Annotated in this window: 18 protein-coding genes; 6 read left to right on the top strand and 12 right to left on the bottom strand. The window is 73.8% G+C overall.

Features of this window, described 5'->3' with window-relative positions; all coding sequences use genetic code 11:
• The first annotated feature begins 183 nt into the window (after positions 1 to 183).
• Positions 184 to 963: an LmbU family transcriptional regulator gene (locus OG780_RS00900; protein ID WP_328443639.1), complete on the top strand. Its 780-nt coding sequence runs from the start codon at positions 184 to 186 to the stop codon at positions 961 to 963.
• Between the two features lie 28 nt (positions 964 to 991).
• Here the strand turns inward: OG780_RS00900 and OG780_RS00905 are convergent, their stop codons facing one another.
• Entirely contained in the window at positions 992 to 1,636 is a 645-nt protein-coding gene (locus tag OG780_RS00905; RefSeq protein WP_328443641.1) for an FMN-binding negative transcriptional regulator, read from the bottom strand.
• Positions 1,637 to 2,086: 450 nt separating this feature from the next.
• On the opposite strand from OG780_RS00905, the gene OG780_RS00910 reads away from it, so the two are divergent.
• From OG780_RS00910 to OG780_RS00920, 3 genes are all read left to right on the top strand, one after another.
• On the top strand, positions 2,087 to 3,439 hold the full coding sequence (locus OG780_RS00910; RefSeq protein ID WP_328443643.1) for a lysine N(6)-hydroxylase/L-ornithine N(5)-oxygenase family protein: 1,353 nt from the start codon (positions 2,087 to 2,089) through the stop codon (positions 3,437 to 3,439).
• A gap of 276 nt (positions 3,440 to 3,715) precedes the next feature.
• On the top strand, positions 3,716 to 4,624 hold the full coding sequence (argB, locus tag OG780_RS00915) for an acetylglutamate kinase (RefSeq protein WP_328443645.1): 909 nt from the start codon (positions 3,716 to 3,718) through the stop codon (positions 4,622 to 4,624).
• Complete coding sequence (locus OG780_RS00920) at positions 4,621 to 5,355, top strand: hypothetical protein (RefSeq protein ID WP_328443647.1); 735 nt, start codon at positions 4,621 to 4,623, stop codon at positions 5,353 to 5,355. The genes argB and OG780_RS00920 overlap by 4 nt, the downstream gene beginning before the upstream one ends.
• A gap of 54 nt (positions 5,356 to 5,409) precedes the next feature.
• On the opposite strand, the gene OG780_RS00925 is transcribed toward OG780_RS00920, so the two are convergent.
• From OG780_RS00925 to OG780_RS00945, 5 genes are all read right to left on the bottom strand, one after another.
• Positions 5,410 to 6,363: an AfsR/SARP family transcriptional regulator gene (locus OG780_RS00925; RefSeq protein WP_328443649.1), complete on the bottom strand. Its 954-nt coding sequence runs from the start codon at positions 6,361 to 6,363 to the stop codon at positions 5,410 to 5,412.
• Positions 6,360 to 7,115: a thioesterase II family protein gene (locus OG780_RS00930; protein ID WP_328443651.1), complete on the bottom strand. Its 756-nt coding sequence runs from the start codon at positions 7,113 to 7,115 to the stop codon at positions 6,360 to 6,362. Before OG780_RS00930 ends, OG780_RS00925 begins: the two co-directional genes overlap by 4 nt.
• Positions 7,116 to 7,418: 303 nt before the next feature.
• On the bottom strand, positions 7,419 to 7,886 hold the full coding sequence (locus OG780_RS00935; protein ID WP_328443653.1) for a nuclear transport factor 2 family protein: 468 nt from the start codon (positions 7,884 to 7,886) through the stop codon (positions 7,419 to 7,421).
• A gap of 156 nt (positions 7,887 to 8,042) precedes the next feature.
• Entirely contained in the window at positions 8,043 to 8,189 is a 147-nt protein-coding gene (locus tag OG780_RS00940) for a hypothetical protein (protein WP_328443655.1), read from the bottom strand.
• Between the two features lie 336 nt (positions 8,190 to 8,525).
• Positions 8,526 to 9,779, bottom strand: coding sequence for an aminotransferase class V-fold PLP-dependent enzyme (locus OG780_RS00945; RefSeq protein WP_328443657.1), 1,254 nt, complete (start codon positions 9,777 to 9,779; stop codon positions 8,526 to 8,528).
• A gap of 401 nt (positions 9,780 to 10,180) precedes the next feature.
• Between OG780_RS00945 and OG780_RS00950 the strand changes: the two genes are divergently transcribed.
• Positions 10,181 to 10,561, top strand: coding sequence for a hypothetical protein (locus tag OG780_RS00950; RefSeq protein ID WP_328443659.1), 381 nt, complete (start codon positions 10,181 to 10,183; stop codon positions 10,559 to 10,561).
• A 301-nt stretch (positions 10,562 to 10,862) separates the two neighbouring features.
• Entirely contained in the window at positions 10,863 to 15,587 is a 4,725-nt protein-coding gene (locus OG780_RS00955) for an AMP-binding protein (RefSeq protein ID WP_328443661.1), read from the top strand.
• Between the two features lie 22 nt (positions 15,588 to 15,609).
• Here the strand turns inward: OG780_RS00955 and OG780_RS00960 are convergent, their stop codons facing one another.
• The 6 genes from OG780_RS00960 to OG780_RS00985 form a co-directional block, all read right to left on the bottom strand.
• A complete protein-coding gene (locus tag OG780_RS00960; RefSeq protein WP_328443662.1) occupies positions 15,610 to 16,845 on the bottom strand; it encodes a helix-turn-helix domain-containing protein in 1,236 nt (411 codons plus the stop codon).
• Between the two features lie 499 nt (positions 16,846 to 17,344).
• Positions 17,345 to 19,435, bottom strand: coding sequence for a condensation domain-containing protein (locus tag OG780_RS00965; RefSeq protein WP_328443664.1), 2,091 nt, complete (start codon positions 19,433 to 19,435; stop codon positions 17,345 to 17,347).
• A 435-nt stretch (positions 19,436 to 19,870) separates the two neighbouring features.
• Positions 19,871 to 20,230 carry a hypothetical protein gene (locus OG780_RS00970; protein WP_328443666.1) on the bottom strand — a complete coding sequence of 120 codons (360 nt, stop codon included), beginning with the start codon at positions 20,228 to 20,230 and terminating at the stop codon, positions 19,871 to 19,873.
• A gap of 314 nt (positions 20,231 to 20,544) precedes the next feature.
• Complete coding sequence (locus OG780_RS00975) at positions 20,545 to 21,366, bottom strand: AfsR/SARP family transcriptional regulator (protein WP_328443668.1); 822 nt, start codon at positions 21,364 to 21,366, stop codon at positions 20,545 to 20,547.
• A gap of 332 nt (positions 21,367 to 21,698) precedes the next feature.
• The gene (locus OG780_RS00980; protein ID WP_328443669.1) at positions 21,699 to 22,571 is read right to left on the bottom strand and encodes a 4'-phosphopantetheinyl transferase family protein; all 873 of its coding nucleotides are present in this window, start codon (positions 22,569 to 22,571) and stop codon (positions 21,699 to 21,701) included.
• A gap of 121 nt (positions 22,572 to 22,692) precedes the next feature.
• Positions 22,693 to 23,436, bottom strand: coding sequence for a phosphopantetheine-binding protein (locus OG780_RS00985; protein WP_328443670.1), 744 nt, complete (start codon positions 23,434 to 23,436; stop codon positions 22,693 to 22,695).
• Positions 23,437 to 23,469 lie beyond the last annotated feature (33 nt).

The following is a 23,469-nucleotide window of genomic DNA, read 5'->3' on the forward strand; positions in this document are numbered from 1 at the left end:
CGTTCGTGCGGCCGATCCGCGACCGCCGCATTTCCCGGCGAGATTGCCGCATTTCCCGGTGAGAAAGGCGGGCACTATTCGGCAAAAAAGGTTCGATGTGCAACCGTTCGAGTGCCGCTCCGGTGCCACCCCAGGCTGTCCTGCGACGCTTATCGACGGTTATATGCACCGTTCTCAGGAGGCATGATGGCGCATCAGGCCGGTCAGACCGCGGGGCCGCACGGCGGCACCGCGACCACCGCCTCGCAGGTGACGCCGCGGCAGGCACGCGCCACGGCGTCCGCGCCGCGCCGGGTGCCGGTGCTGACGACCAAGGTGGGCCTGCAGATGCCCGCCAAGATGGCCTACGACGAGTGGGAGCGGGCCGGCCGGCAGCTCGCCGACGTCGTCGACTCCTCCTCCTGGTGGCTGGGCGACTGGATGGTGTACGGCAAGGACCACTACACCGACCGCTACCAGCGCGGGATACGCGCCGCCAACCTGTCGTACCAGACTCTGCGCAACTACGCGTGGGTCTCACGGCGTTTCGACCTCGGCCGGCGCCGCCCCGCCCTGAGCTTCCAGCACCACGCCGAACTGGCCTCCATGCCGGTCACGGACCAGGAGCTCTGGCTCGACCGCGCCGAACAGCGGCAGTGGACCACCAAGCAGCTGCGCGGCGCCCTGCGCGCCGCACGCCAGGGCGATCAGCAGCCGGCCGCTCCCGCCCGGCCGGGCCGCCGCCTGGAGGTTCCCGGCAGCCGTCTGGAGTGGTGGCACCAGGCCGCCCAGCAGCTGGGCATCGACTTCGAGCAGTGGGTGATGACCACGCTGGACAGCGCGGCCGCGACCGCCCTGGAGGCGCCCGGCACACCGGCGGAGCGCCCCGAGGCCGCCGGGCTCAAGGGCGTGCAGGACAGGGGCGTGCAGGACGTGAAGGGGCTCGCCGAGCAGCGGAGCCGGCCGGTGGCCATCAGCGCCTGAAGTCTTCGGCGCCGGGGCCACCGGCGTCTCACGGCAGCCGGTTCATCAGCCCGGCGACCTCGCGCTTGTAGGTGCACCCGCTCTGCCCGAACGACGCCTGTACCCGCTCGCGCACCTCGCCCGGCTGCTCCTGGCTGAGCTTGAACATGCCCGAGGCCCCCGTGACCGTGAACCGGAAGGCCCCGACGGCGGGCACGATCTGGCGGAAGTAGCCGAGCGACTCGGTCATGTCCCAGCCGTCGCCGAAGGCCCCCTCGAAGGCGCGCACGGTGGACTGCACCACGCCCAGCGTCTCCTCGGTCGAGTCGATCCTCTCCACCACGCCCCGGACGTGCACCGCGGTGAAGTTCCACGTCGGGGCGGCCGGAGTCTTCTCGTACACCGTGGGTGACACGTACGCGTGCGGGCCGGTGAACGTCAGCAGCAGCACGTCGCCTGACCGCAGCGCCGCCCAGTGCGGGTTGGCCCGGTTCATGTGCCCGAGCAGGGTGGTCCCCGTCAGCTCGCCGCCGGCGTGGCCGGACGCGTCGGGGTCGAAGATGACCGGCAGGTGCGTGGCGAAGGGACCGTCCTCGGGACTGCCGTTCGTCACCGCGAGAGCCAGCGGGTTGTCACGGATCAGATCCGCCATCCAGGAATTATTCGGCTCGCGATAAAAGCTGGGCACGAACATTCGCATTCTCCTTTTCGGAAATCGGCCTGTGTCGAGGATTCCCAGGACCGTACGGCCGTCCCGCCGACAGGACAATGCTTCCACATGCCGAGGGCCTGGAGAAGGCCTAAAGGGGTCTTCCAGCGGTCTTCGATTCCTCTTCGAGAAACGCTCGGGAAACACGCCGCTTTCCCCTTTTCCCCGCCCGCCCCCGAGTACGCGGTCCGCCCCCGGCGCCTTCGTCCTCTCGGCACCGCGGGCCGGCGGACAGCCTCCGTGTGGCGGGCTCCCGGCAATGGTCTTCCCGCCGCCGTACGGCGAACTCACCTCTCTCACCAGCGACTCCGCCACCACTCCAGCGTCACGAGACCAGACCTCAGGATCGAGTTGCCAACATCATGGCAAGGTTTTGCCAGGCCGGAAGGCGTTGTGGGCCACCGGTTGACTTCCAGACGCATCGGGAGCATTCACATGGAGACAACGGGCAGGCAGAGCGAAGAGGTCTACGACGTGGTCGGTATCGGGTTCGGCCCGTCCAACCTGTCGCTCGCAATCGCTCTGGAAGAACACGGGGCCAGCACTCCCCAGCATCCGGTCACAGCCCACTTCTTCGAGCGGCAGCCCGCCTTCGGCTGGCACCGGAACATGCTGCTGCCGTCGACGACCATGCAGATCTCGTTCCTCAAGGACCTGGCGACGTACAGGAATCCGCTGTCGCGCTACAGCTTCGTCTCCTACCTGCACGCCTCGAACCGGCTGGTGCAGTTCGTGAACAACCAGGATTTCTTCCCCACCCGCCAGGAGTTCCACCAGTACCTGGAGTGGGCGGCCGCCGATCTGAGCGACCGGGTCACCTACGGCGCCGAGGTCACCTCGATCCGGTCCGTCCCCGAGGCCGGAGCACCGGCCTGCGACCTCCTGGAGATCGAGGTGCGCAGCGGCGACGGCACCACCCGGGTGGTCGCCGCACGCAACGTGGTCATCTCCACCGGCCTGGTGCCGCGCCTGCCGGACAACGTGACGTCCGACGAACGGGTGTGGCACAGCTCGGAGTTCCTCAGCCGGTTCGACGCGCAGGACCCGAGGGACCTCAAGAGCGTGGCGGTGGTCGGCGCCGGCCAGAGCGCGGCCGAGATCACCCGGTTCTTCCACGACGAACTGCCGCACGCCCAGGTCTCCGCGGTCGTACCCTCCTACGGCTACGCCATCGCCGACGACACGCCCTTCGCCAACCAGGTGTTCGACCCCGGCGCGGTCGACGACCACTACTTCGGCACCGAGCAGGCACGGGACGCCTTCTGGCGCTACCACCGCAACACCAACTACTCGGTGGTCGACTCCGACGTCATCCGGGACCTGTACCGGCGTTCCTACGACGAGCGGGTGCGCGACAGCCGGCGCCTGCACTTTCGCAACCTCACCCGGGTCACCGACGTCAAGCGCGCCGGGAGCGAGACACGGGTGAGCCTGCGCTCGCTGCTCGACGACCGGACGGAGGAACTCGCCGTCGACGCCCTGGTGTTCGCCACCGGCTACGACGGTCTGGACCCCGCCCGCCTGCTCGGCGACTTCGACCGGCACTTCCTGCGCGACACGGCGGGCCGGCACCAGGTGGAACGCGACTACCGCCTCGTCAGCGCGTCAGGGCTGACCAGCGGGGTCTACCTCCAGGGCGGCACCGAGCACACCCACGGCCTGTCCTCGGCCCTGCTGTCGAACATCGCGGTGCGCAGCGGCGAGATCGCCGATTCGATCGTGCTGCGGCGCACCGGGCAGGAGCTGAGCCGTACCGGCACCGCGCGGGCCGCGCGCTCGGCCGCCTGAAGCGGCAGGCCGAGCCACTGTCCCGTTGACAGGACGTGACCCCGCGGCAGGACACTCGAGAACCCGCGCGCGACGACCGCGGCGCCACCTCCTCGGGCCGGCCGGCGTTCACCGTCCCAAGAACCCGCAGCACAGCCAAGTCCTTTCATGCAGCTTTCCAGCGCATGTCCACCGGTCATGGGGTCCAGCCCGTGACCGGGGCCCCCACAGAAGGAGTCGTGACCCCATGAGCGCCAATTCCCCGGTCGGCGGGCTCGTTCGGCGGGCGAGGGTCTCATGACCGTCAGCGTGCACCAGGCCCAGGTCAAGGCCCGGTCCCTCGGCGACGCCCTGCCGTGGCTGGCCCGCCACCAGGGCCGCACGGTCGTCCTCAAACTGGGCGGACACGCCATGGTCGACGAGAACCTCACGGCGGCCTTCGCCCGCGACGTCGTCTTCCTGCGCTACGCCGGGCTGCGGCCCGTGGTGGTGCACGGAGGCGGCCCCCAGATCGACGCCGAGCTCGAACGGCGCGGCATGAAGCGCGAGTTCGCGGCGGGCCTGCGCGTCACCTCGCCGGCGGCGATGGACGTGGTGCGCATGGTCCTCGCCGGCCAGGTGCAGCGCGAGCTGGTCGGGCTGATCAACCGTCACGGCCCGCTCGCCGTCGGCATGACCGGCGAGGACGCCGACACCCTGACCGCGGTGCGGCACGTGCCGTGGATCGGCGGGGCGCCCGTCGACGTCGGCAGGGTCGGCGACATCACCGGCGTGGACACCACCACCCTGGACGGCCTGCTGGCCGGCGGCCGGATCCCGGTGGTCTCGCCGCTCGCCCGCAGCGCCGAGGACGGCCTGGTCTACAACGTCAACGCCGACACCGTGGCGGCGGCGCTGGCGACCGCGCTGCGGGCCGAGACACTGGTCATGCTGACGGACGTGGCGGGGCTGTGCGCGGGCTGGCCGCACAGTGCCGAGGTCATCCCGCGGCTGACGGCCGGCGAACTGGAGAAACTCCTGCCGGAGCTGAGCGAGGGCATGGTGCCCAAGATGGCCGGCTGCCTGAAGGCCGTACGGGGCGGGGTGGGCGCGGCCCGGGTGATCGACGGGCGGATCCCGCACTCGGTCCTGCTGGAGATGTTCACCGACGACGGGATCGGGACGGTGATCGTGCCGGACCCGGACGAGGAGGAGGTCCTGCCATGAACGAGCAGTGGCAACAGCGACAGCAACCGCACGCCGACGGGCCGGCCGGCACCCCTTGGCAGCCGGCGCACTCCGGGCGCGCCCCGCAACCGGCGGTCCTCGTCCACGAGTTGGTCACCGTGGCCAAGGCGGACGGGGACCAGGCCCGGCAGTGCGCGCGCCGGCTCGCCGCCTGCCTGCCGCCCGAGGCCAGGTCCGTCCTGCTGGACGCCCTGACCGAGGCGGAACCCTGGCACGACGACGATGACGTCGGCGGGTACGCAACCGGTGGCGAGCTCTCCTTCGACGGGCCCGAGTACACGGCGCCACCGGCCCGTTCCGCCCTGAGCCTCCTGCCGGCCTACCGGGCGCCCGGGCCGGACCGGCCGGCCGCCGACCCCGGGTCCGGGTCCGGGTCCGGCGACGGCGAGCCCGGTGACGGCGACCGCGAGCCTGGCGAGGGTGAGCCCGGTGACGGCGGGTTGTGGCCCGAGCCCCTCGACGAGCCGCCCGCCGCCGTCATCCGCCTGCGGTTCGCCGACGCGATCGCGCTGGAGCGTGCCGGCGCCTGCTTCGGCGGCGCGTGGAGCGACCCCGAGACACGCACCCTCCAGGTCCCCGCGGACGCCGGCGTCCAGACGCTGCGCTCCGTGCTCGCGGTCCTCGACGCGGCAGCGCTCACGCCCGAGTCGCTCACCGTGCACACCAGCGAACTCGACGACGTCTTCGCCGCGTTCACCGGACTGCTCTGACCCCCTGGGGGAATCGCTGCCGGCCCGGAGCACCGGGCGGCGCCGGCCGCGGTGTCAGCGGCCCGCGTCCTGTTCCTGGATTCTGCGCATCAAGTCCGCCTGTTCCCTGACCAGTTGGTCGATCCGGGCCTGGAGGCGCGCGGCCTCCGTGGCCAGGTCCGGATGGTGCGGACGCGAGGGGGTCAGGGTGGGGCAGTGGTTGAGGATCGCCTCCAGGCGGCACCGCAGCGCGGGGCCCGGTTCCACGCCGAGCGCGCCGACCAGACGGCGGCGCGCGCGTTCGTAGACGCCGAGGGCCTCCGACTGCCGGCCGCACCGGTACAGGGCGACCATCAGCAGGTCGTAGGGGCGCTCGCGCAGCGGGTGGGCGGTGGTGAGGCGTTCCAGGTCGCCGACGATCTCGGTGTGTCTGCCGCAGTTCAGGCTCGCCTCGTACAGGGCTTCCAGGGTGGTCAGGCGCTGCTCCTCCAGGCGGTCCGCCTCGGCCGTGCACAGGGGGCCGTGCGAGCTGTCCTGCAGGGCCGCGCCCTGCCACAGCGCGAGTGCCTGGCCGAGGAGTCGGGTCGCGTGCCGGGGGTCCTGGGGGGCGGCCGCCCGGCCCTGGCCGGACAGGCGGGTGAAGCGGGCCACGTCGGTCGAGGCCCTGCCCAGGCTCAGCAGGTATCCGGTGGGCAGGGTGCTGATCCACTCGTGGCCCGGGGCGGGCAGCAGCCGGCGCAGCCGGGCGACGTGGGTGTGCAGGGCGCTCGGCGCGTTGGCGGGGGGCCGGTCGCCCCACAGCTCCTCCACCAGGCGGTCCACGGAGAGCTGTTCGCCCGCGTGGACGACCAGCGTGGCGAGCAGGGCCCGCTGTTTGGGGCCGGAGGGCGTGATGCCCGTCCCGGTCTGCCGGTCGTACACGGCCACGGGGCCGAGCAGCCGGAACTCGGTCGCCTCGGTCGTCCTGGCCGTCGTCTTGGCCGTCTCGGTGCGGGCCGGGGCCGGTGCGGCGAGGCCGTGGAGGGTCATCGCGGCGTCGCGGAGGGGGCGCGGGTGGTCAGCAGGGCGCGGCGCACGTCGTCCTGGATCTGCCGGGCGACCTCGGGGAGGTGGTCCTGGAAGTAGAAGTGGCCGCCGTCGAACAGGTGTTGGCCAAGGAAGTGCTCGCTGGTCTCGGCCCAGCCGTCCAGGCGGTGCGGCGGCGCCACCTGGTCCCGGGTGCCGCCGAACACCGAGAGGGGCACCGGCAGCGGCGCGGTCAGGGGCGGGGTGCGCCAGGTCTCGCTCATGCGCAGGTCGGCGCGGATGGTCGGCTCGAACAGCTCCCACAGTTCGTCGTGGTCCATGACCTCGGAGGGTGTGCCGCCCATCGTCGCCAGCTCGTGACGCAGTTCGGCGTCGGTCAGCAGGTGCCGGCGCACCGGGTCGCCGTCGGGGTGCAGTGTGCCGCGTGCGGAGATGCCGAGCCACAGGGGCGGTGTGCGGCCCGTGTCCAGGAGGCGGCGGGTCAGTTCGTAGGCGACGAGTCCGCCCATGCTGTGTCCGAAGAAGGCGTAGTGGCCCGTCAGTCGGGTGTCCAGCTCGTGCAGGAAGTGGTCGAGCAGGGCGCCCGCGTCGCTCAGTGCGGGGCGCCGGTCGCGGGGGCCGCGGCCCGGTGCGTCGGGGATCTGCACGTCCCAGTGGGCGGGGAAGCCGGAGGACCAGCCGCGGTACGCCAGATGCGAACCGCCGGAGTGGTGGAACACGAACAGGCGCATCTTCGGTTCTTCCGCCTTGTGCATGGGGCACTCCCTTACGAGACGCTCCGGCGTCCGGTCCTGCGACCCGGGGGCCCGGACCAGGGAATGCCGACGATAGCGGCGTGTGGCCCGTGGCGGCCGCCGTCATGAGCGGACCTCGAACCGCTCTCGAGTCCTCCTGGACCGATCCCTTGCACGTCGACGCGCCCGTCCTTATCGAGGACGGCGGGCGGGCGCGGACGGGGAGGGGATGTACCTGCCCGACTCCAGGCGGCCTTCGGCCTCACGTCCCTTTGGCCGTAGGGAACTTCGAGCTCGGCTGCAGTGGTGTTCGCCGGCCCCGGTTCAGGCCAGGTCGTCGCGGGTCACCCGGCGGTGCGCGATGCGCCACTCGCCCCGGGAGCGGACCAGGACGTCCTGCATGACGCAGACGTACAGCACCTTGCCCTTGGGGCCGTCCTGGTTCGGCGTGACGTACACCAGGGCCGAGCAGCGGGTGTGCAGCGACCCGTCCGTCTGCGGCTGCACGTCGAGCATGCCGACCCAGTGGTCGAGGCGGCTGCCGGCCCGCCGCTGCCGGGCGGCGCCGGTGCGCACATAGCGGTCCAGCGCGGTGCGCGCCCGTACCGGCTCGGGCAGCGACAGCGGGTGCAAAAGGGCGTCCTCGGTGAAGGTCTCGGCCCAGCGCTGGGTGTCGTGCGCGTCCAGGAGCCGCATCTGGTGCGCGTAGAACCGCTGCGCCTGTGCGTACAGGGTGGCGAACTCCGGGCCGGGCAGGGCGTGTTCGGCGGTGCCCACAAGCTCGACGGTCATGGTCTCAAGCCTCCGCTCGTGTCCGCTGTTCGGGCCGCCGTCTGCGGTTGGGGTGTGGGCTCGGGGGCTGCTGCCGTTTGGGGGGCAGTGCCGGGAGGCTGCGGCGGGCGGCCGCCTGCCGTGCTGCTCAGGCCTCGTCGATCTGGCTGAGGACGGTCATGGGGCGTCGGCGGCCTCCTCGTCGGTGTTGAGGACCGCGGCCTTCCCCGGGTCGAGGACGCCCTCGCCCGCCGGGCGGGACGCGGCCGGCGAAGCGACGGCGTCGGTCTCGTCGAGGGACGGGAAAACGTCGCGCAGAGCCATCCGAAACCTCCTTCGGGGCCGCTGCCGTTCAGTGACCGCACCTGGAGGGAACACGACCGGACTCGGGATGCGCCTGGAGACTGCTCGCACCTTGCTCGAACATCGGGCCACGGCCGCCTGAACTACGACGAGGCCCGGGAGTCCTCCTGCCGGGCCTGGTGCGGCGGCTCGGCCGGCGGCCGCCCTGGATGTTCCCGCCGGCGGACGGCACGGCACGGCACGGCGAGGTCGCCCCGCACCGGGTGGTGCGTGTGCCCGAGGCCGGCGGCGGGTGCGGACGCCGAAGGGCGCTCGCGTCCGCCGCCGGCCGGCCCGGCCGGCCGGTGTGCGTGCCGCTCACGCGCCGGGCCGGAGCGGGCCGGTGTCCGGCGGCCGGCCCGTCACCAGGGTCAGGTGCCTGCGGCCTGCCGCCCGCGCGCGCGGGATCCCGGCCGCGGCCGGCCGGGACACCACCGTGTGCGGTGCCGGTGCGGGCGGCTGCGGGTGCCGGGCGGGCGCGGGGAGCGGGCGCGTCCCGGTCACGGCGTCCTTGAGGGCGTCGGCGAACACCTCGATGTCCTTCGCCGAGTTGTCGTGGTGGACGGATGCGCGTACGGCCGTGACGACACCCCGCTTCGGCAGGTACAGCGGGACCTCCTCGGCGACCGTCTTCCACACGACCACGCCGCGGTCCGCGAGCCGGCGGCGCACCAGTGCGGCCGGCACGTCCTCGTGCCGGAAGGTGACGATGCCGCTCTGGAGGCGTCCGGGGGCGATCAGTTCGGTGCCGGCCGTGTCCTCGACGGCGGCGCGCAGGCCGGGAGCGAGGTCGGTGCGCGCGGACACGGCCGCGTTCAGGACCAGGGCCTCGTTCAGCGCGGCGGCCGCGGCGCCGTGCGGCGGCAGAAGCGGCAGGCCGCCGTGCGGGGCCAGGGCCTCACGCAACCGCGGTGCCACGCCGGCGAATCCGGCCGCGTACGGGCCGCGCAGGAACCTCCAGCCGTCCCCGGTCAGCAGGTGGCAGCCGATGCGGGCGACGTCCACGGGCAGTTGCCCTGCCGCGTACGAGGCGTCGACGGCGTACAGGCACCGGTGCGGGGCGAGGATGCGCCCGATGTCCTCGACGGGATGGACGATGCCGCAGCCCGAGGGCACGTAGGGGACGCAGACCAGGGCGACGTCGTCGCCGATGTGCCGTGCCATCCACTCCAGGTCGAGGTCGCCGTCGGGACCCAGCGGTACGACCTCCAGCCGACAGCCGGTGCGCGCGCGCAGCGCGAAGACGGCGCTGAGGTTGGCGGCCGACTCGTAGGGAGTCGCCCAGACGCGGTCGCGCGGGCCCAGCGGCAGCCGGGACAGCACGGCGGCGAACGCGTCGGCGGCACCGGTGCACAGGAAGGTGTCCCCGGGCGGCGCGCCGAGCAGGGCGGCCAGGTGCTCGTGGATCTGCCGGTGCAGGACGTCCTCGAGACGTTCGTCCAGCTCGTAGGGCCCGTAGCGGTCCTCGAAACGCGTCCACTCGGTGAGGACCTCCCGTACGGCCGCGGGCATGCGTCCGGCACCGGCCGCATTGAGGTGGATCCTGCGGTCACCGTGGGATTTCTCGTTCACTTCAGGGGCCTCCCCCCACAGGTGAGGCAAATGATTGCCTACTTAATGGCAACACCTTGCCTTGAGTGTCGGAAGTTTGGCAACCTCGGGCAGCAGCGGCTCAGGTGCGGCTCTAGTGCGGGGTCGACGGCGGGGATCCCGGCCGCGTCCAGCCCGGTTCTCCAGGAATTGCCAAGCGTTGCCAGAGCATTTCCGGCTCTGCCAAGAATTCTCATTTCCGCAGCTCAAGGCGGCTTTTTCTAGGCAAATCCATGGCGCGGAACCGCCTCCTGAAGTGTTCCTGGCGTGCACCTTGAGTCCGAATCGACCCATTCCCGACCAATTTGCGAGCTTTGCTTGCCAATCTTCTTGGCAGAAGGTTGCCAAGCAACGAAAACGAAATTGACACCGAGGAGCCCGCCATGAACCGCATCGCCCGCATCGTCATCGCCGCCACCGCCCTGACCGCCTTCTCCGCCGCCGGCACCACCGCCGCGGACGCGATCGACTGGCCGACGACGGCGAAGACGGTCTCCGCGGTCCAGGCCGACGGCATCGACTGGCCGGTCGCCCCCGCCGCCCTCCAGACCGGCAACATCGACTGGCCCGTCGCCCCCGCCGCCCTCCAGACCGGCAACATCGACTGGCCCGTCGCCCCCGCCGCCCTCCAGACCGGCAACATCGACTGGCCCGTCGCCCCCGCCGCCCTCCAGACCGGCAACATCGACTGGCCCGTCGCCCCCGCCGCCCTCCAGACCGGCAACATCGACTGGCCCGTCGCCCCCGCCGTCGCCAGCGTCTGATCCGCGTCCGGGCATCCGTGCCCGCCCCGTGACGCCCCCGCAGGCAGCCATGCCGCGCGGGGGCTTCGGCGTTTTCGGGGCGACGTCGTCGCGTGCGGGACCCCCGGGTGATCACCGGGTACTCCCCCGGCTCCGGGCGCCTTGGCAACCTCGCACCCCCGGCCCTGGCGGCAACGCCCCTCGCCACCAGCGACTCCAGTGCCGCTCTACCACTTCAGGACGCCACCTCAGGTCGCACTTGCCAATATTCAGGCAACGTTTTGCCAAGCCGGAAGGCGCTGTCACAAGGGAGCGGGTACCGATGTCCATCTCCGACCTCATCGAGCAGCAGGTCCAGGAGCGTCCCGACGCGGTCGCGGTGCGCCGTCCCGGGCAGGACGACGGCCCCGGCGGCCGCCTCACCTACCGGGAGCTGGGCCGCGCGGCCAACCGTCTCGCCGCCCATCTGCGGGCCCGCGGCATCGGCCGCGGCGACCGGGTGGCGACCTCGCTGCGGCCGGGCCCGGAGACGGTGACGGCGTTCCTCGGGATCGTGCGGGCCGGAGCGGTCTGTGTCCCCCTCGACCCCGCCGACCGTGCGCAGCGGCGGCGGCTGATCGTGCGCGACAGTGCGGCTGTCGCGGTGCTGACCGAAAGCGCGGGCGCCGCGGAGTACGCGGGTCTGGACACGGTGGTCCTCGCGCTGGACGCCGAGGCGCCCGAGATCGCCCGGCGCTGCGACGCTCTGCCCGAGCAGAGAACCGGCCCGGACGACGCCCTGTGTGTCTGCTACCCCTCCGCCACCACCGGTGCCGTCGAGGGGGTCGTCGTACCGCAGCGCGCGGTGCTGGACCTCGTACGCTCCGCCGGCCCTGTGCGGCCGGGCCCTGACGGCGCGGGGCCGGCCTTCGACGCGGTCGCCTTCGCGGTGTGGACCGTCCTGACGTCGGGTGCCGGGCCGGACGGCCGGACGGACGGGGACGGCGGTGGGCGGGAGGCGGCCGGGCAGGTGCAGGACCGGGTCGAGCTGTGCGGCCGGAGCTTCGGGCTCGGTGAGGTCGAGTCGGTGCTGAGCGCGCACCCGGCGGTGTCCGCCGCCGCGGTGTCCCTGCACGAGGGCGCGGACGGCGGCAGGCGGCTGGTGGCGCATGTGGTGCCGGCCGTCGTGGTTCCGGCGGCCGCCGAGGAGGACGCGCAGACCGCCCGGTGGAAGGAGATCCACGAAGCGCTCCACGCCGGTGCCACGGCCCGTGGGCCGGGTGACGACTTCACCGGCTGGAACAGCAGTTACGACGCCCTGCCGATCCCGCCGGAGGAGCTGCGGGAGTGGCAGTACGCCACCCTCGACCGGATCCGGGAGCTGCCGCGCCGCAGGGTTTTGGAGATCGGTGTGGGCACCGGGCTGCTGCTGGCCGACCTGGCCCGCGACGAGGAGGTCCACGAGTACTGGGCCACCGACTTCTCCCCCGCCGCCGTCGCCGCGCTCACCGCGGGGGTGGAGGCGGACCCGTTGCTGAAGGACAAGGTGCGGCTGGACTGCCGCGGTGCCGAGGACACCGGCGGGCTGCCCGCCGGCCACTTCGACCTGATCGTCGTCAACTCGGTGATCCAGTACTTCCCGGGCCTGGCCCGTCTGCGTACCGTCGTCGAGCGGGTACTGGCGCTGCTCGCCCCGGGCGGCTCGCTCCTTCTCGGCGATGTGCGCAGCCTCGACCTCGCCCGCTGTCTGCAGACCGGGATCGCGCTGGCCCGGCCGGGCGCCGCCGAGGGCGACCGGGAGGCGCTGCGCCGTGCCATCGGCCGCCAGGTGGCCACGGAGAGCGAACTGCTCCTCTCCCCCGCCCTGTTCGGCGCGCTCGCCCGGGACCTGCCCGCCGTGCGCGCGGTCGACGTGCGCATCAAGCGGGGTGTGCACCACAACGAGCTGACCCGCTACCGCTACGACGTGGTGCTCTCCACCGCCGAGCCGGTCGCCGACCTGCGCGGTGCGCCCGTGGTGCGCTGGGGCGCGGATGTCGCCGGCGGGCTGGAGGCTGTGGACCGGGCGGCGGCGGCGCGTCCTGCCGTGCTGCGCCTGGCCGGGGTGCCCAACCGGCGGGTGCACGACGAGTACGCGGCGATGCGGTCCCTCTTCGATCCGCTGGAGAGCATCGATCTGGCGCCGCAGGACGCGCCCGCACCCGGCCCGGAGGCACTGTGCGAGAGGGCCGAGCGTCTGGGCTACCGGGCTCTGCCCACCTGGGGGGAGAGCCCCGAGCTCCTCGACATCGTCCTCCTCGATCCCGCGCGGGTGCCCGCGGGTGTGGTGACGGGCACCTGCGCGGCGCCCGGTGCCGGGGTGGAGGGCTGGGCCGGCACTCCGGCCGCCTTCGAGGACACCGTGGATCTGGAGGTGGTCCTGCGCGCCCATCTGCAGGAGCGGCTGCCGGAGCACATGGTGCCGTCCGCGCTGATGGTCCTGCAGGCCCTGCCGCTGGACGGGGCCGGTGCGGTGGACCGTGCGGCGCTGCCGGTGCCCGCCCCCGCGGCCGGCCGCGGGGGCACCCAGCCCGGCACGCCGGTCCAGGAGATCGTGCGTGATCTGTTCGCCGAGGTGGTGGGTCTGCCCCGGCACCGGGTGCAGGCCGAGTCCGACTTCTTCCGTATCGGCGGCCATTCCCTGGCGGCGGCCCGGCTGCTGTCCCGGGTCCGCGAGGTTCTGGGCGTCGACCCGGGCAGCCGGGCGCTGTACGAGGCGCCGACCCCGGCCGCGTTCGCCCTGCTTGTCGGCGACGCGCCGGCGGCGGTGACCGGGCCGGGCGACACGGCCGGCGACAGCCGCGCGTTCTCGCTGCGGCTGCGCGGTCCGCTGGACGGGCGTGCCCTGGAGGCGGCCCTGGAGGATCTGGGGCGGCGCCATGAGGCGCTGCGCAACTCCCGGCTGGGCTCGGCCGGTACCCGGCTGCGGGCGCTGGCCGCCGAGGACCATCTGCTGGAACTGGCCCTGCCCGCCGACTCGGTGGACCTGTGGTCGCATGTGCCGCTGGCCGCCGACCTGGCCCGGGCTTATGGGGCGCGGGCCGGCGGGGGCAGCCCGCACCGCCGTCCCGCCGGGCTGGACGCGGCGCCCCGCGCGGTCTTCGGCGACCGGCCGCCGGCCGTGCTGCCGGGCAGCGGGCCGCGGTCCGGGCCTGCCTCCTACGGCACCCTGGACAGGGGCCTGGACGCGGAACTGCACGCGCGGCTCACCCGGCTGGCCGCCGGGCAGGGCGCCACCTTGTTCATGGTGGTGCACGCCGCGCTGGTGGCGCTGCTCAGCCGGCTCGGCGCGCAGGACCCGGTCACCGTGGCCGCGCCCGTCCCGGCGCGGGACACGGCCGCGCTGCGCGAGGCGGTGGGCCCCTACGGGCGGGTGCTGGCGCTGACGGTCGACACCTGCGGGGATCCGGCCTTCACCGAGCTGCTGCGCCGGGTCCGCGAGCGGGACCTGGCCGCCTACCGGGACGGTGAGGCGGCGCTGGCGGCGCTGCCCGGCGGGGTCGCGCTGGCGGTGGTGCAGGAGTGCGTGGGCCGGTTCGAGGCGGGTGGGCTGTGTGTGCAGGCCGAGCAGTGCACGCCCGCGGTGCCGGCCGCGGACTGGGGGCTGACGCTGACGGAACGGCAGAGTCCTGCGGGCGAGGCGGCCGGTATCGCCGTCAGCGTCTCCTTTCGTCACGAGACGCTCGGCGAGAAGGCGGCGGCCGCCCTTGCCGACCAGCTCACCGCCGTCCTGTGTTCGGTCCTCGAGGCACCCGCCACGCGGCTGAGCCGGCTGCGGCTGCTGCCCGGAGCGGTGGCCGGGAGCGGGGTGTGGGCCGGTGCGCAGGTGCCGCTCGTGCGCCAGGACGTGGCGTCGCTGTTCGCGGCGCAGGTCGCGCGGGCTCCTGGGGCGCTCGCGCTGGAGGGCCTGGACTATGCCGAACTCGACGCCCGTTCCGACCTGTTGGCGCACGCCCTGATCGAGCACCGGGCCGGTCCCGGCAGCTGTGTGCTGACCGCGCTGTCCTCACCGGCGGGGTTCGCGGTGGCCGCGATGGCGGTGGTGAAGACCGGGGCCGCGCTGGTGCCGGTCGACCCGTCGCTGGACCTGGCCGAGTCGCTGCATCCGGTGGTGCTGCTGCTCGACGAGACCGCGGACCTGCTGCTGCCGGCCGTGCCCGGCGCGGCCCGGCTGGTGCGTGAGGACGTGGCCGGCCGGCAGGCGCCGGCCGGGCACTGGCCGGTGACGCAGGCCGACCGGACCCGGCCGTGGCGCGGCGGGGACCCGCTCCTGCTGCTGCCCGGTGAAGGCGGCACCGTCGCGGTGGGCGGTGAGGCCCTCACCGTCGCGGCGCGGGCCGACGCGGCCTGGCTGGTGCGCGGCTACCCGGACGGGGACGCGGCGATCGGGCTGCTGGGCGCTCTGGTGGGCGGGGCGCGGGTGCACGTCCCGGACGGTTCGCTGACCTGCGATGTGCCGCACGAGGTGCTGGGGTGGCTTGGCCGGCAGGGGGCGCGGGTGGTGCTGGGCGGCGCCGACGACGTGCTGAGCGCGCTGGTCTCGCTCGCCCGGACCGAGGGCGCGGAGCTGACCGTGAGCGGCGGCTGGGCCGAGGCCAGGCTGGTGGTCGAGCACACGCCGGGCGCCCCGGCCCGGCCCGCTCCCGGCCATCGCGCCTATCTCCTGGACGCGCGGCTGTGTCCGGTGGGCCCGGGCCGGACCGGATCCCTCTACATCGCGGGCGCGGGCGTGGCCCGCGGCTACACGGGGGCGGGCGCGGCGGGCGGTGAGCGGTTCTTGCCCGACCCGTTCGGCGGCCCGGAGGGCACCACCGCCCGGATGTGGCGTACCGGCCGGGCCGCCCGGCTGGACGAGTACGGCAATCTGCGGGTGCTGGACGGTGCGGCCCACGACGATCCGTTCGACGACGCGTCCGCCGCCTTCGTGGTGCTGGCCGACGCCACCGGCCACCGGGCCCTGTGGCCGGCGGCGGCCGCGGTGCCCCAGGGCTGGTACGAGGCGCGTGCGGAGGATCTGTACGAGCGGTGAGGGAGTCTTTCGGAGCGGGTGCTCAGGTCCCGGAGGGGGCCGGGCCGCTTTGTTCGGCGGGGCCCGCCAGGGATTCGGCGAGGATGCGCCAGATGTCCGCGGCCAGGTCGATGTTGGCGCCGGCCTGGGCCTGTTCGGCCAGGTCCCGCAGTCCCTGGATGCCGCTTGGGTCACCGGAGCGGATGCGCAGCTGGTTGCGCAGGATGTCCAGGCGTACCCGGTCGCGGTAGCTCATCCTCAGCTCCATCTCGGCGAGTTCGCCGAGCAGGGCGTGGACCTCGTCGTAGCGGGCGCGGAAGAAGGCGACGTCCGCCTTGAGCGCGAGCAGGTCCTGGCGCAGGCCGGGGGTGCCGACGAAGGCGAGTGCGGGTTCGGCGTCGGTGAGGCACCGCTCGGCGGCCTGGGCGTTCGGCGGCTGTTTTTGCAGGTACAGGCGGCTGGCCGTGAACCGCAGGCGCAGCCACAGAACGAGGTCGTCCTGGCTGCTGAACTTCTCCAGGGCCTCTTCCAGGTAGATCTGCGCGGCGGTGTGGTCGCCCTGGCGCAGGCGTACCACCGCGGCGGTCCACATGGACTCCGCCCACAGTGCGTCGCTGCGGCCCGCGACGAGTTCGACCAGTTCGTCGGCGTGGGCCCGCGCGTCGGGCATCCGGCCCGCTTCGGCCTCCACCGAGATCAGTGCCAGCAGCACCGCGGCGCGGTCCTCCGCGTCGAGGTCGTCCTCGCGGGCGAGGTGGTGGGCCGCGGTCGCGGCGTCGAGGGCGGCGGTGATCTCGCCCAGCGCGCGCAGGCAGCGGGCGAGGCGGGTCAGGCCGCGGACCCGCAGGGCGACCAGCCCGACCGCGTCGCCGAGGCGGACCAGTTCCTGCAGGTACTCCCGCTCTCCGGCGTGGTCGCCCTGGAGGCGCCGCTGCCCGGCGAGCTGCCACAGGGCCTGCCAGCGCAGCACCGGTGCCTCGTGTCCCTCGGCCGCCAGGGCTTCGCGCAGCGTTTCCATCGCCGTGCCGGAGCCGGTGGAGGAGACCAGCGACAGGGCGTGGGCCAGTGAGCCGCCGGCGGGTTCCTCGAAGTCGGCCGCGTCCAGGCCGAGCCGTTCGGCGAGGTGGGCGACGGCCCGTTCGGTGGGCTGGCGTGCGCCGGACTCCAGGCGGGAGAGGTATCCGGTGGACATGCCGTCACCGGCCAGGGCGGTCTGGGACAGCCCGCGGGCCTGTCGCAGTTTGCGGAGACGACGGCCGAACGCGGGCTGACGCAGCATGTGACCATTCCCTGGGACGGACGGGTGGGGGGTGGCCGGTGGGGCGGGGCGGGGCGTGCCACCCCGGTGCACCGGGGGCCGCAACGAGCCTAGGGGGCCGGGCAAGGGCGGGGCAATGTTTTGCCAGATGCCGTGCCTCGGAGTTCGTGCGAACCTCAGGGATTCGTCTGGCGTTCCTCGAGCGGTTCTTGAGCGGTTGCAGGCAATGTCTCAAGCGCCGGGGCCGGTACCTGCGCACCGGTCCGTCCTCGCTCACGGGAGCTGTCCTCGTCCGCGTCCACGGAGGGTCTGATGAAACACGCGGTTCCTGCCCGCCGCGCCGTCCGCATGGGCCCGGCCGGCCGGCCGGCGCCGATGCGTGACACGTCGTCCGACGACGACATCAACTGGCCCTAGAAGCGGTCTTCACCGTAGCGGTCTTCCCCCCCGTGGTGGTCTTTCCCTCGCGGTCTTTCCCCGTGGTGGTGCGGGCATGACGGGTGCAGGGGTGCGTGATGGCTCAGGGCCGGGCGGCTGACGCGCCGGCCCGCTGCAGGGCGCGTGCCAGGCTCCGGGGGCCGCCCGGGTGGTGGCCGGCGCCGCCGACCACGACCAGCGGTGTGCGCACTCCGGGTGCGGTGACCTGCCTGGCCAGTTCGCAGGCCAGAACGCCGGTGCCGGAGTACCCGCCGAGGACCAGCCGGCCCGCCGAGCGGGCGAGGCGGGTGAGGACGTCGGCCTGGGCGGCCTGCCGGCCGGCGGTGAGCCGCAGCGCGGTCAGGGCTTCGGGTCCCCGGTAGTGCCGTACCAGTTCGCGGTGCCCGGTGTGCGGGGCGCCCGGGACGTCGAGCAGGCACACGGTGGCCGCCGTGGGTGTTGACGCGCCGCGCAGCAGCACCAGGGGGGCGGTGTCCCAGGCGGCGGGGCCGTCCGGTACCGGGGGCGTGGCCGTCTTCGGCATCCAGGCCAGCACGTCGGCGACGGTGGTGGCCGCGCTCGCCGTGGCGGGCAGCAGACGCAGCAGGCGCACGGTGTGTGCCAGCAGGGTGCGGGCGGTGCCGGTGTCGATGAGGTCGCGGTCGTAGGCGCAGGTCAGGACGAGCGCGCGGTGGGTGTCGTGGCCGGCGCGCAGGCGCAGGGCGTATCCGGCGGGCGTTGCGGCTGCTTGCTGTTCCTCCAGGCGGATGCCGTGGGCGGCGAGTTCGTCGCCGTAGGCGGTTTCGGGGCGCGGGCCGCAGTCGAAGGCGAGCAGACCGCCGGCCCGCGTCGGCGCACCGGTGCCGGTGGCCGCTCTGCCGGCGGTGGCCCATTCGTAGGCGGACAGGTCCATCACCTGGTCGCGCAGGGTGCGCAGCAGCCGGGGCAGTCGCAGTGCCGGGTCGAGGGCGACGGTGAGGGGCAGCGCGTTCTCGAACGGGCCGGGGACGCCCTCGATGCCTTCCAGGAGCAGTCCGCGGCCGGGGAAGTCCAGGCCGAATTCGATGGTCGCGGGGGCGGGCGCGCTCTGGCGGGCGCGGTAGAGGAGCAGGGTCCACACGGCCTGGAGGACGCTGCTCTCCGCGACGCCCCAGCGTGCCGCCCAGTGGGCCAGGCGGGTGCTGCGGGCCGGGGACAGGGCGGCGCGCAGCACGCCGGTGCCGGTGCCAGTGCCGGTGCCGGTGCCGTTGTCCGTGGGCCGGGCGGGGCCGGGCGCAGGTGTGGGGGGCCGGTGGGCGGGGCCGCGCCAAAAATCGTGGGCGGGGCCGGGGTCCTGGGCGCCGAGCAGGCGGGCGCAGTCGCCGAGGTCGGGACGGCGCGGGCCGCCGGGCAGGGTCCCGCCGGCGAGGTAGGCGCGGCAGCACTCGCGCATCAGCAGCCGCACGCTCCAGCTGTCCAGCAGGGCACGGTGGTAGGTGACCAGGACGTCGGTGAAGGGTGCCGCCGCGTCGTGGGGGCCGCTGTCCAGCAGGGCCAGGCGTACCGCTGGTGGGCGTCGCAGGTCGAAGGCGCGGGCGCGTTCGCGGGCCGCCAGTGCCGTGCGCCGGATCACCGTGGTGCCCAGGTGGCGGACGATGTCGGTGATGGCGCGGTCGAAGACGACGGCGCGGGGCCGGGGGTCCCATACGAAGGCGGTGCGCAGCACGCTCTCCCGCTCGCCGACGGCGTGCCAGGCCGCTTCGAAGCGTGCGGTGTCCAGGGGGCCGTGCCAGCGCCAGAGGATCTGCTCGGCCTGGTGGCCGGGCCGGGCCAGGGCGTCGGCGAGCCGCTGCTGCTGCAGGGGGGTGAGCGGTTCGGTGCGCGGCAGCGTCCGGCAGGGCGGGCCCGCCGATCCGGCGGCCGGTCCGCCGTCGGGGCAGGGCTCGGGGGCGGCGGTGAGCAGGTCGGCGAGCAGGCCCACGGCGGCGGGCGCGGGGGCCGCCTCGGTGCCGGACAGTTCGACGGTGTGCAGGTCGGGCTGGTGCCGCAGCAGCCGGAATCCCCCGTGCCGGGCACCGGGGCGGATCTCCGCGACGCGGTGCAGGGCGCGGTGGAAAAAGGCGGTGTCCAGTGTCCCGTGCAGTTCCATGGTGTTGTGCTCACCTTGTTCGGGGTCGATCACCGCGCACACACCGGCGGGCCGGTCACCGTTCATCGCCTTCCCCTTTCCGGACACCCCCGTACGGAACGAGCAACTGCCCCCTGGGCTCGGGGGGGCGGCGTGCGGGCCCTGGCGGGCGGGCACGCGCCGGCAAGGCCGGAGCCCCGGTCTGTTCACGCTAGCTCCGGCGCGTGCGGGCCGTCCGTTTTCTCCAGCGGCCCCCGAACGGTCCTCGGTTCGGGCAGCACGCCGGGAGCAAGGACCGTTCGGGCAGGCGGGAGCCGGCCGGCGGCGCGCCCGGATGTCCTCGGCGGGCCGGATGCCCTGCTGTTCACCGGTGTCGGCCGTTTCGCCGACGGTGCCGCGGTCAACCCGCCCCGCAAGCCCCCGGCCCAGCCCCGGCCTGCCGCTTGCGGTGCCCGGGCAGCGGCCGGTGACGGCCCGAAGCCGCCCGCACGGCAGGCAGGCCGGTCCCTGTCCGGGACTGCGTCAGCTCGCCGGCGTGTTCGGCACGAGCAGGTCGTGGCACTGCTGGATCCGGCCCGCGGCATCGAAGCGGAGCTCCGCGGCCAGCGACCAGACCGCCCCTTCGGCACGGGCGGTGGCGCGCAGGGCGACGACGCCGTTGTCGGCGACGACGCTCTCGAGCGTGAGCCCCAGCCCGTCGGGCAGTGTGCGTCCGCCCGTTGCGGCGGCGCCCGCCCAGTGGCGGGTGAGACAGTTGACCTCGCCCCGGTTGCCCGCCGCGACCAGCGCGAGGACGAGTTCCCTGTTGCGCTCGCGCAAGCTGCGCGCGGCGAGGAGTTCATGCAGTGCCCCGCTGAGGGGCTCGGTCAGCGTCAGCGTCACGACGAGAGACCCTTCCTCGCGATCCGTCATGGGTACGGCCACAGGGCCGGCCCGTAGATCGTGGCCGTCCGTGCTGGAGCGGGGATGCAGGACGAGTGGACGATGCTCTCTGCCTGGGCACCTTCGCCGCACCGGGGGCCCTGCGGGCAACGCCGACCCGGCTGCAGGCGGCCGTCCGAGCCCTCTGAGTACCCGTACCAGAAATGCCGGACGGCCGGACCGGATGCCGGTCCGGCCGTCCGGCGACGGGCCGGTGGCCGTGCGGTGGGCCGGGGCGCAACGGCCGCCCGGCCGGGGCCGGGCGGCGTCGTTGCTCACGCCGCGAACAGGTCGAACGTCGAGCCGTGGCGCGGTCCCGCCAGCATGTCCAGCTGCGGGTCCACGGCCAGCATGGCCTGGTGCATGCGCTGCAGCTGCGGGGAGGGTTCCACACCCAGCTCGTCGATGAGCCGGATGCGCAGCCTGCGGTAGACCTCCAGCGCGGTGGCCTGCCGGCCCGAGCGGTACATCGCCACCATCACCTGGGAGTGCAGTCCCTCGTGGTGCGGGTGGCGGGCGGTCAGCTCGGTCAGCTCGGCGATCAGCTGCGCGTGGCGGCCGAGCCGCAGATCGGCGTCGATGCGCCGCTCGACGGTGACCAGCCGGCTCTCCTGCAGCCGCATCACCTCGATCTCCAGGACGGGACCGAGTTTCACGTCGACCAGGGGTGCGCCGGTCCACAGGTCCAGTGCCGCGCAGAACCGCGCTGCGGACACCTCGTCGTCGCCTTCCACGAACGCCGACTGTCCCTGCCGGATCAGTTCCTCGTAGGCGTGCACGTCGACACAGCTCTTGTCGATCTGGAGCAGGTATCCGCCGTGCCGTGTGGCCAAAACGTCCTTCGCGCCGGACGGTGCGCCCGGGCCCATGGCCGTGCCGAGCCGCCTGCGCAGTTGGAGTATGTATGTCTGAAGGGTCGTCAGTGCGCTCGCCGGAGGCTCGGTTCCCCAGAGTTCCTCCATGAGCGTGGGAACAGGCATGACCCGTCCCGGATAGAGCGCCAGCAGCGACAGGATCTGTCGCGGCTTGCCCGCCGTCGGAACGATGGATCCCCCGTTGACCTCGGCACTCAACGGACCCAGAACCTGAATCTCCATGGTGGCCTCCCCACCTCGTCGAGTTCCCTGTCCAGTTCCTTGTGTGGCCGGAAATCTCCGCCGCTAGGCACGCTAGCCGTGTCCGTGCCCCCCGAGCGTTTTCCTGTAGCGGTCCTCCAGCGGTGCTCCACGTCAGGTGGTGCGCCGCATGCGCGCGGTGCCCGAGACCACCCGTACGCATGCCGGGACCGGCTCCGGAACCGGGCTTTCGCCCCCTCCTGGAGGAGGGGGATCTCCACGGAGGGATCCGATGGATCCGGTGGACTGCGGGTTCATCGGATCCGATGGACTGCGGGTTCCCCGTCCGGCTTGCGGGGCGGCGGCGCGCCGGGTCAGGGCGGCGCGGCGGTCCCCCCGCGGACCTGGTCGTGCGGTGCGCCCACGGGCTGCGGCAGGGTGATGGTGTGCGGGGCGGCCCGGTCCCAGGGGAATCCCTGGTGCAGTTCCAGGTGCGGGGCGGGGCTTTCGTCCGCGGGCAGGGCCACCGCGGCCAGCACGCCGGGCACCGGTTCCAGTTCCACAAACCGCCACCGTCCGCTCGGGTCGTCGGCGGGCGGCTGGAAGGCGAGGACTCCCCGGTCGTCGTCCAGGGTGAAGGCGAACTCGTCGAAGGGCAGCCCGAGTCCCAGTCCGCGGGCCTTGGAGTAGGCCTCCTTCAGCGTCCACAGTCTGAGCACCCGGCGGTCGCGCCGGCGTCCCGGGGATACCTGGGACGCCCAGTGCTGCTCCTGGGGGGTGAAGGTGGTCAGGATGGTGTCCAGGGCGCCCGCCTCCCGGTCCAGGCACTCGACGTCGACGCCGACGCGCTGGGTGCGGACGATGCCGAGCAGGCTGTAGCCGCCCGCGTGGGAGAGGTTGAAGTCGAGATGGCCGCCGCCTCTGGGCAGGCCGCCGGGCAGCGGCTGCAGGAAGGGCCGCCCGCGGGAGGAGCGCCAGATGACCAGCTCGGCCTCGCCGAGGCCGACCTCCAGCGCCAGAGCCCGGCGGACCAGGGTGTGGGCGACGAGGTACTGCCGGCGGTCGCGTTCGAAGAGGAACCGGGCCGCGGTCTCGTTCTCGCGCTCGTCGAGCCAGTGCGGGGCCAGGACGGCGGCGATGGCGGGCGGGAGGGCGTCGTTGGGGCACAGCCACAGCTTCACCGGGGGCACCGTCTCGTGGTGCGGGGCGGGCCCGGTGGCGGGGGGCTCCGGTGCGGTGATGGTCATCGTGTCGTTTCAGTCCGTCTCGGTTCGCCGCCTGCTGCGGACGCAGCGAGGCGGCGGCGCGGGGGCCGCCGGGGCCGAAGCAGGCGCGGGCTGTCGGTGCTGCGCGGGTGGTGGCCCCCGTTCAGGCCGGACGGTCGGCCAGGAGTGCGGCGGCCTCGTCGACGCCGATCCGCTCGCCGCGCACCGCGTCCAGGAGCGCGAGCACCTCCTGCCGGGACAGCGCGGGCCGCGTCCGCGCCACAGGGGCCGGCGGCTGCCCGGGCGCGGCCGGTGCGCCGCCGGGGGTGTCGGGGGTGTCGGGGGTGTCGGGAGTGTCGGGGGCCGGTGTGCCCCGGGTGCGGGAGGCGATGTAGGCGGCCATCGCGGCGAGGCTGGGATGCTCGTGGACGGTGACGGGGCGTTCGCTCAGGCCGTAGGCGCGGTTGACGCCGGCGGCGAAGTCCGCCGCCAGGATGGAGTCGATGCCCAGCTCGGCGAAGGCGGCGCCGCCTTCGATCTCCCAGGGGTCGCAGTGCAGGATCTGTGCCAGCTGGTGGCGCAGTACCTGCAGCACCGCGGCCGCGGCGCCGGAGTCCTGGGCCGCGGGGGCCTCACCGGTGCCGCGGCGCAGGGCCGCCAGGTGGCGGGCCAGGAGGGCGGGGGTGGCGTACTCGTAGAGGTCCGCGCCGGCGATCCGGACGCCGAAGTGCCCCTCGATGGCCGAGACGAACTCGACGGTGAGCAGGGAGTCCAGGCCGAGGACGGAAAAGGGCTGTCCGGGGTCGACCCGGTCGGGGTCGGCGTGCACGACATGGGCCAGCACGGCGGTGAGCTCGGCGAGGATGTCTGCGTGGCCATCGGACGCTGCCGTCGGCTCGCTGGTCACAGGGTCGTCCCTTCGTGGATGCCCCGGCCTTCG

The sequence above is a fragment of the Streptomyces sp. NBC_00386 genome (genome assembly GCF_036063235.1).
Classification (GTDB): domain Bacteria; phylum Actinomycetota; class Actinomycetes; order Streptomycetales; family Streptomycetaceae; genus Streptomyces.

What these genes read in the sequence shown, in the direction of transcription:
- OG780_RS00940 (WP_328443655.1), bottom strand. Translation starts at nt 8,189, where the DNA reads ATGGCTCTGCGCGACGTTTTCCCGTCCCTCGACGAGACCGACGCCGTC.
- OG780_RS00975 (WP_328443668.1), bottom strand. Translation starts at nt 21,366, where the DNA reads ATGGAGATTCAGGTTCTGGGTCCGTTGAGTGCCGAGGTCAACGGGGGA.
- OG780_RS00925 (WP_328443649.1), bottom strand. Translation starts at nt 6,363, where the DNA reads ATGACCCTCCACGGCCTCGCCGCACCGGCCCCGGCCCGCACCGAGACG.
- OG780_RS00930 (WP_328443651.1), bottom strand. Translation starts at nt 7,115, where the DNA reads ATGCACAAGGCGGAAGAACCGAAGATGCGCCTGTTCGTGTTCCACCAC.
- OG780_RS00935 (WP_328443653.1), bottom strand. Translation starts at nt 7,886, where the DNA reads ATGACCGTCGAGCTTGTGGGCACCGCCGAACACGCCCTGCCCGGCCCG.
- OG780_RS00950 (WP_328443659.1), top strand. Translation starts at nt 10,181, where the DNA reads ATGAACCGCATCGCCCGCATCGTCATCGCCGCCACCGCCCTGACCGCC.
- OG780_RS00960 (WP_328443662.1), bottom strand. Translation starts at nt 16,845, where the DNA reads ATGCTGCGTCAGCCCGCGTTCGGCCGTCGTCTCCGCAAACTGCGACAG.
- OG780_RS00980 (WP_328443669.1), bottom strand. Translation starts at nt 22,571, where the DNA reads ATGACCATCACCGCACCGGAGCCCCCCGCCACCGGGCCCGCCCCGCAC.
- OG780_RS00955 (WP_328443661.1), top strand. Translation starts at nt 10,863, where the DNA reads ATGTCCATCTCCGACCTCATCGAGCAGCAGGTCCAGGAGCGTCCCGAC.
- OG780_RS00900 (WP_328443639.1), top strand. Translation starts at nt 184, where the DNA reads ATGATGGCGCATCAGGCCGGTCAGACCGCGGGGCCGCACGGCGGCACC.
- OG780_RS00910 (WP_328443643.1), top strand. Translation starts at nt 2,087, where the DNA reads ATGGAGACAACGGGCAGGCAGAGCGAAGAGGTCTACGACGTGGTCGGT.
- OG780_RS00905 (WP_328443641.1), bottom strand. Translation starts at nt 1,636, where the DNA reads ATGTTCGTGCCCAGCTTTTATCGCGAGCCGAATAATTCCTGGATGGCG.
- OG780_RS00965 (WP_328443664.1), bottom strand. Translation starts at nt 19,435, where the DNA reads ATGAACGGTGACCGGCCCGCCGGTGTGTGCGCGGTGATCGACCCCGAA.
- OG780_RS00920 (WP_328443647.1), top strand. Translation starts at nt 4,621, where the DNA reads ATGAACGAGCAGTGGCAACAGCGACAGCAACCGCACGCCGACGGGCCG.
- argB (WP_328443645.1), top strand. Translation starts at nt 3,716, where the DNA reads ATGACCGTCAGCGTGCACCAGGCCCAGGTCAAGGCCCGGTCCCTCGGC.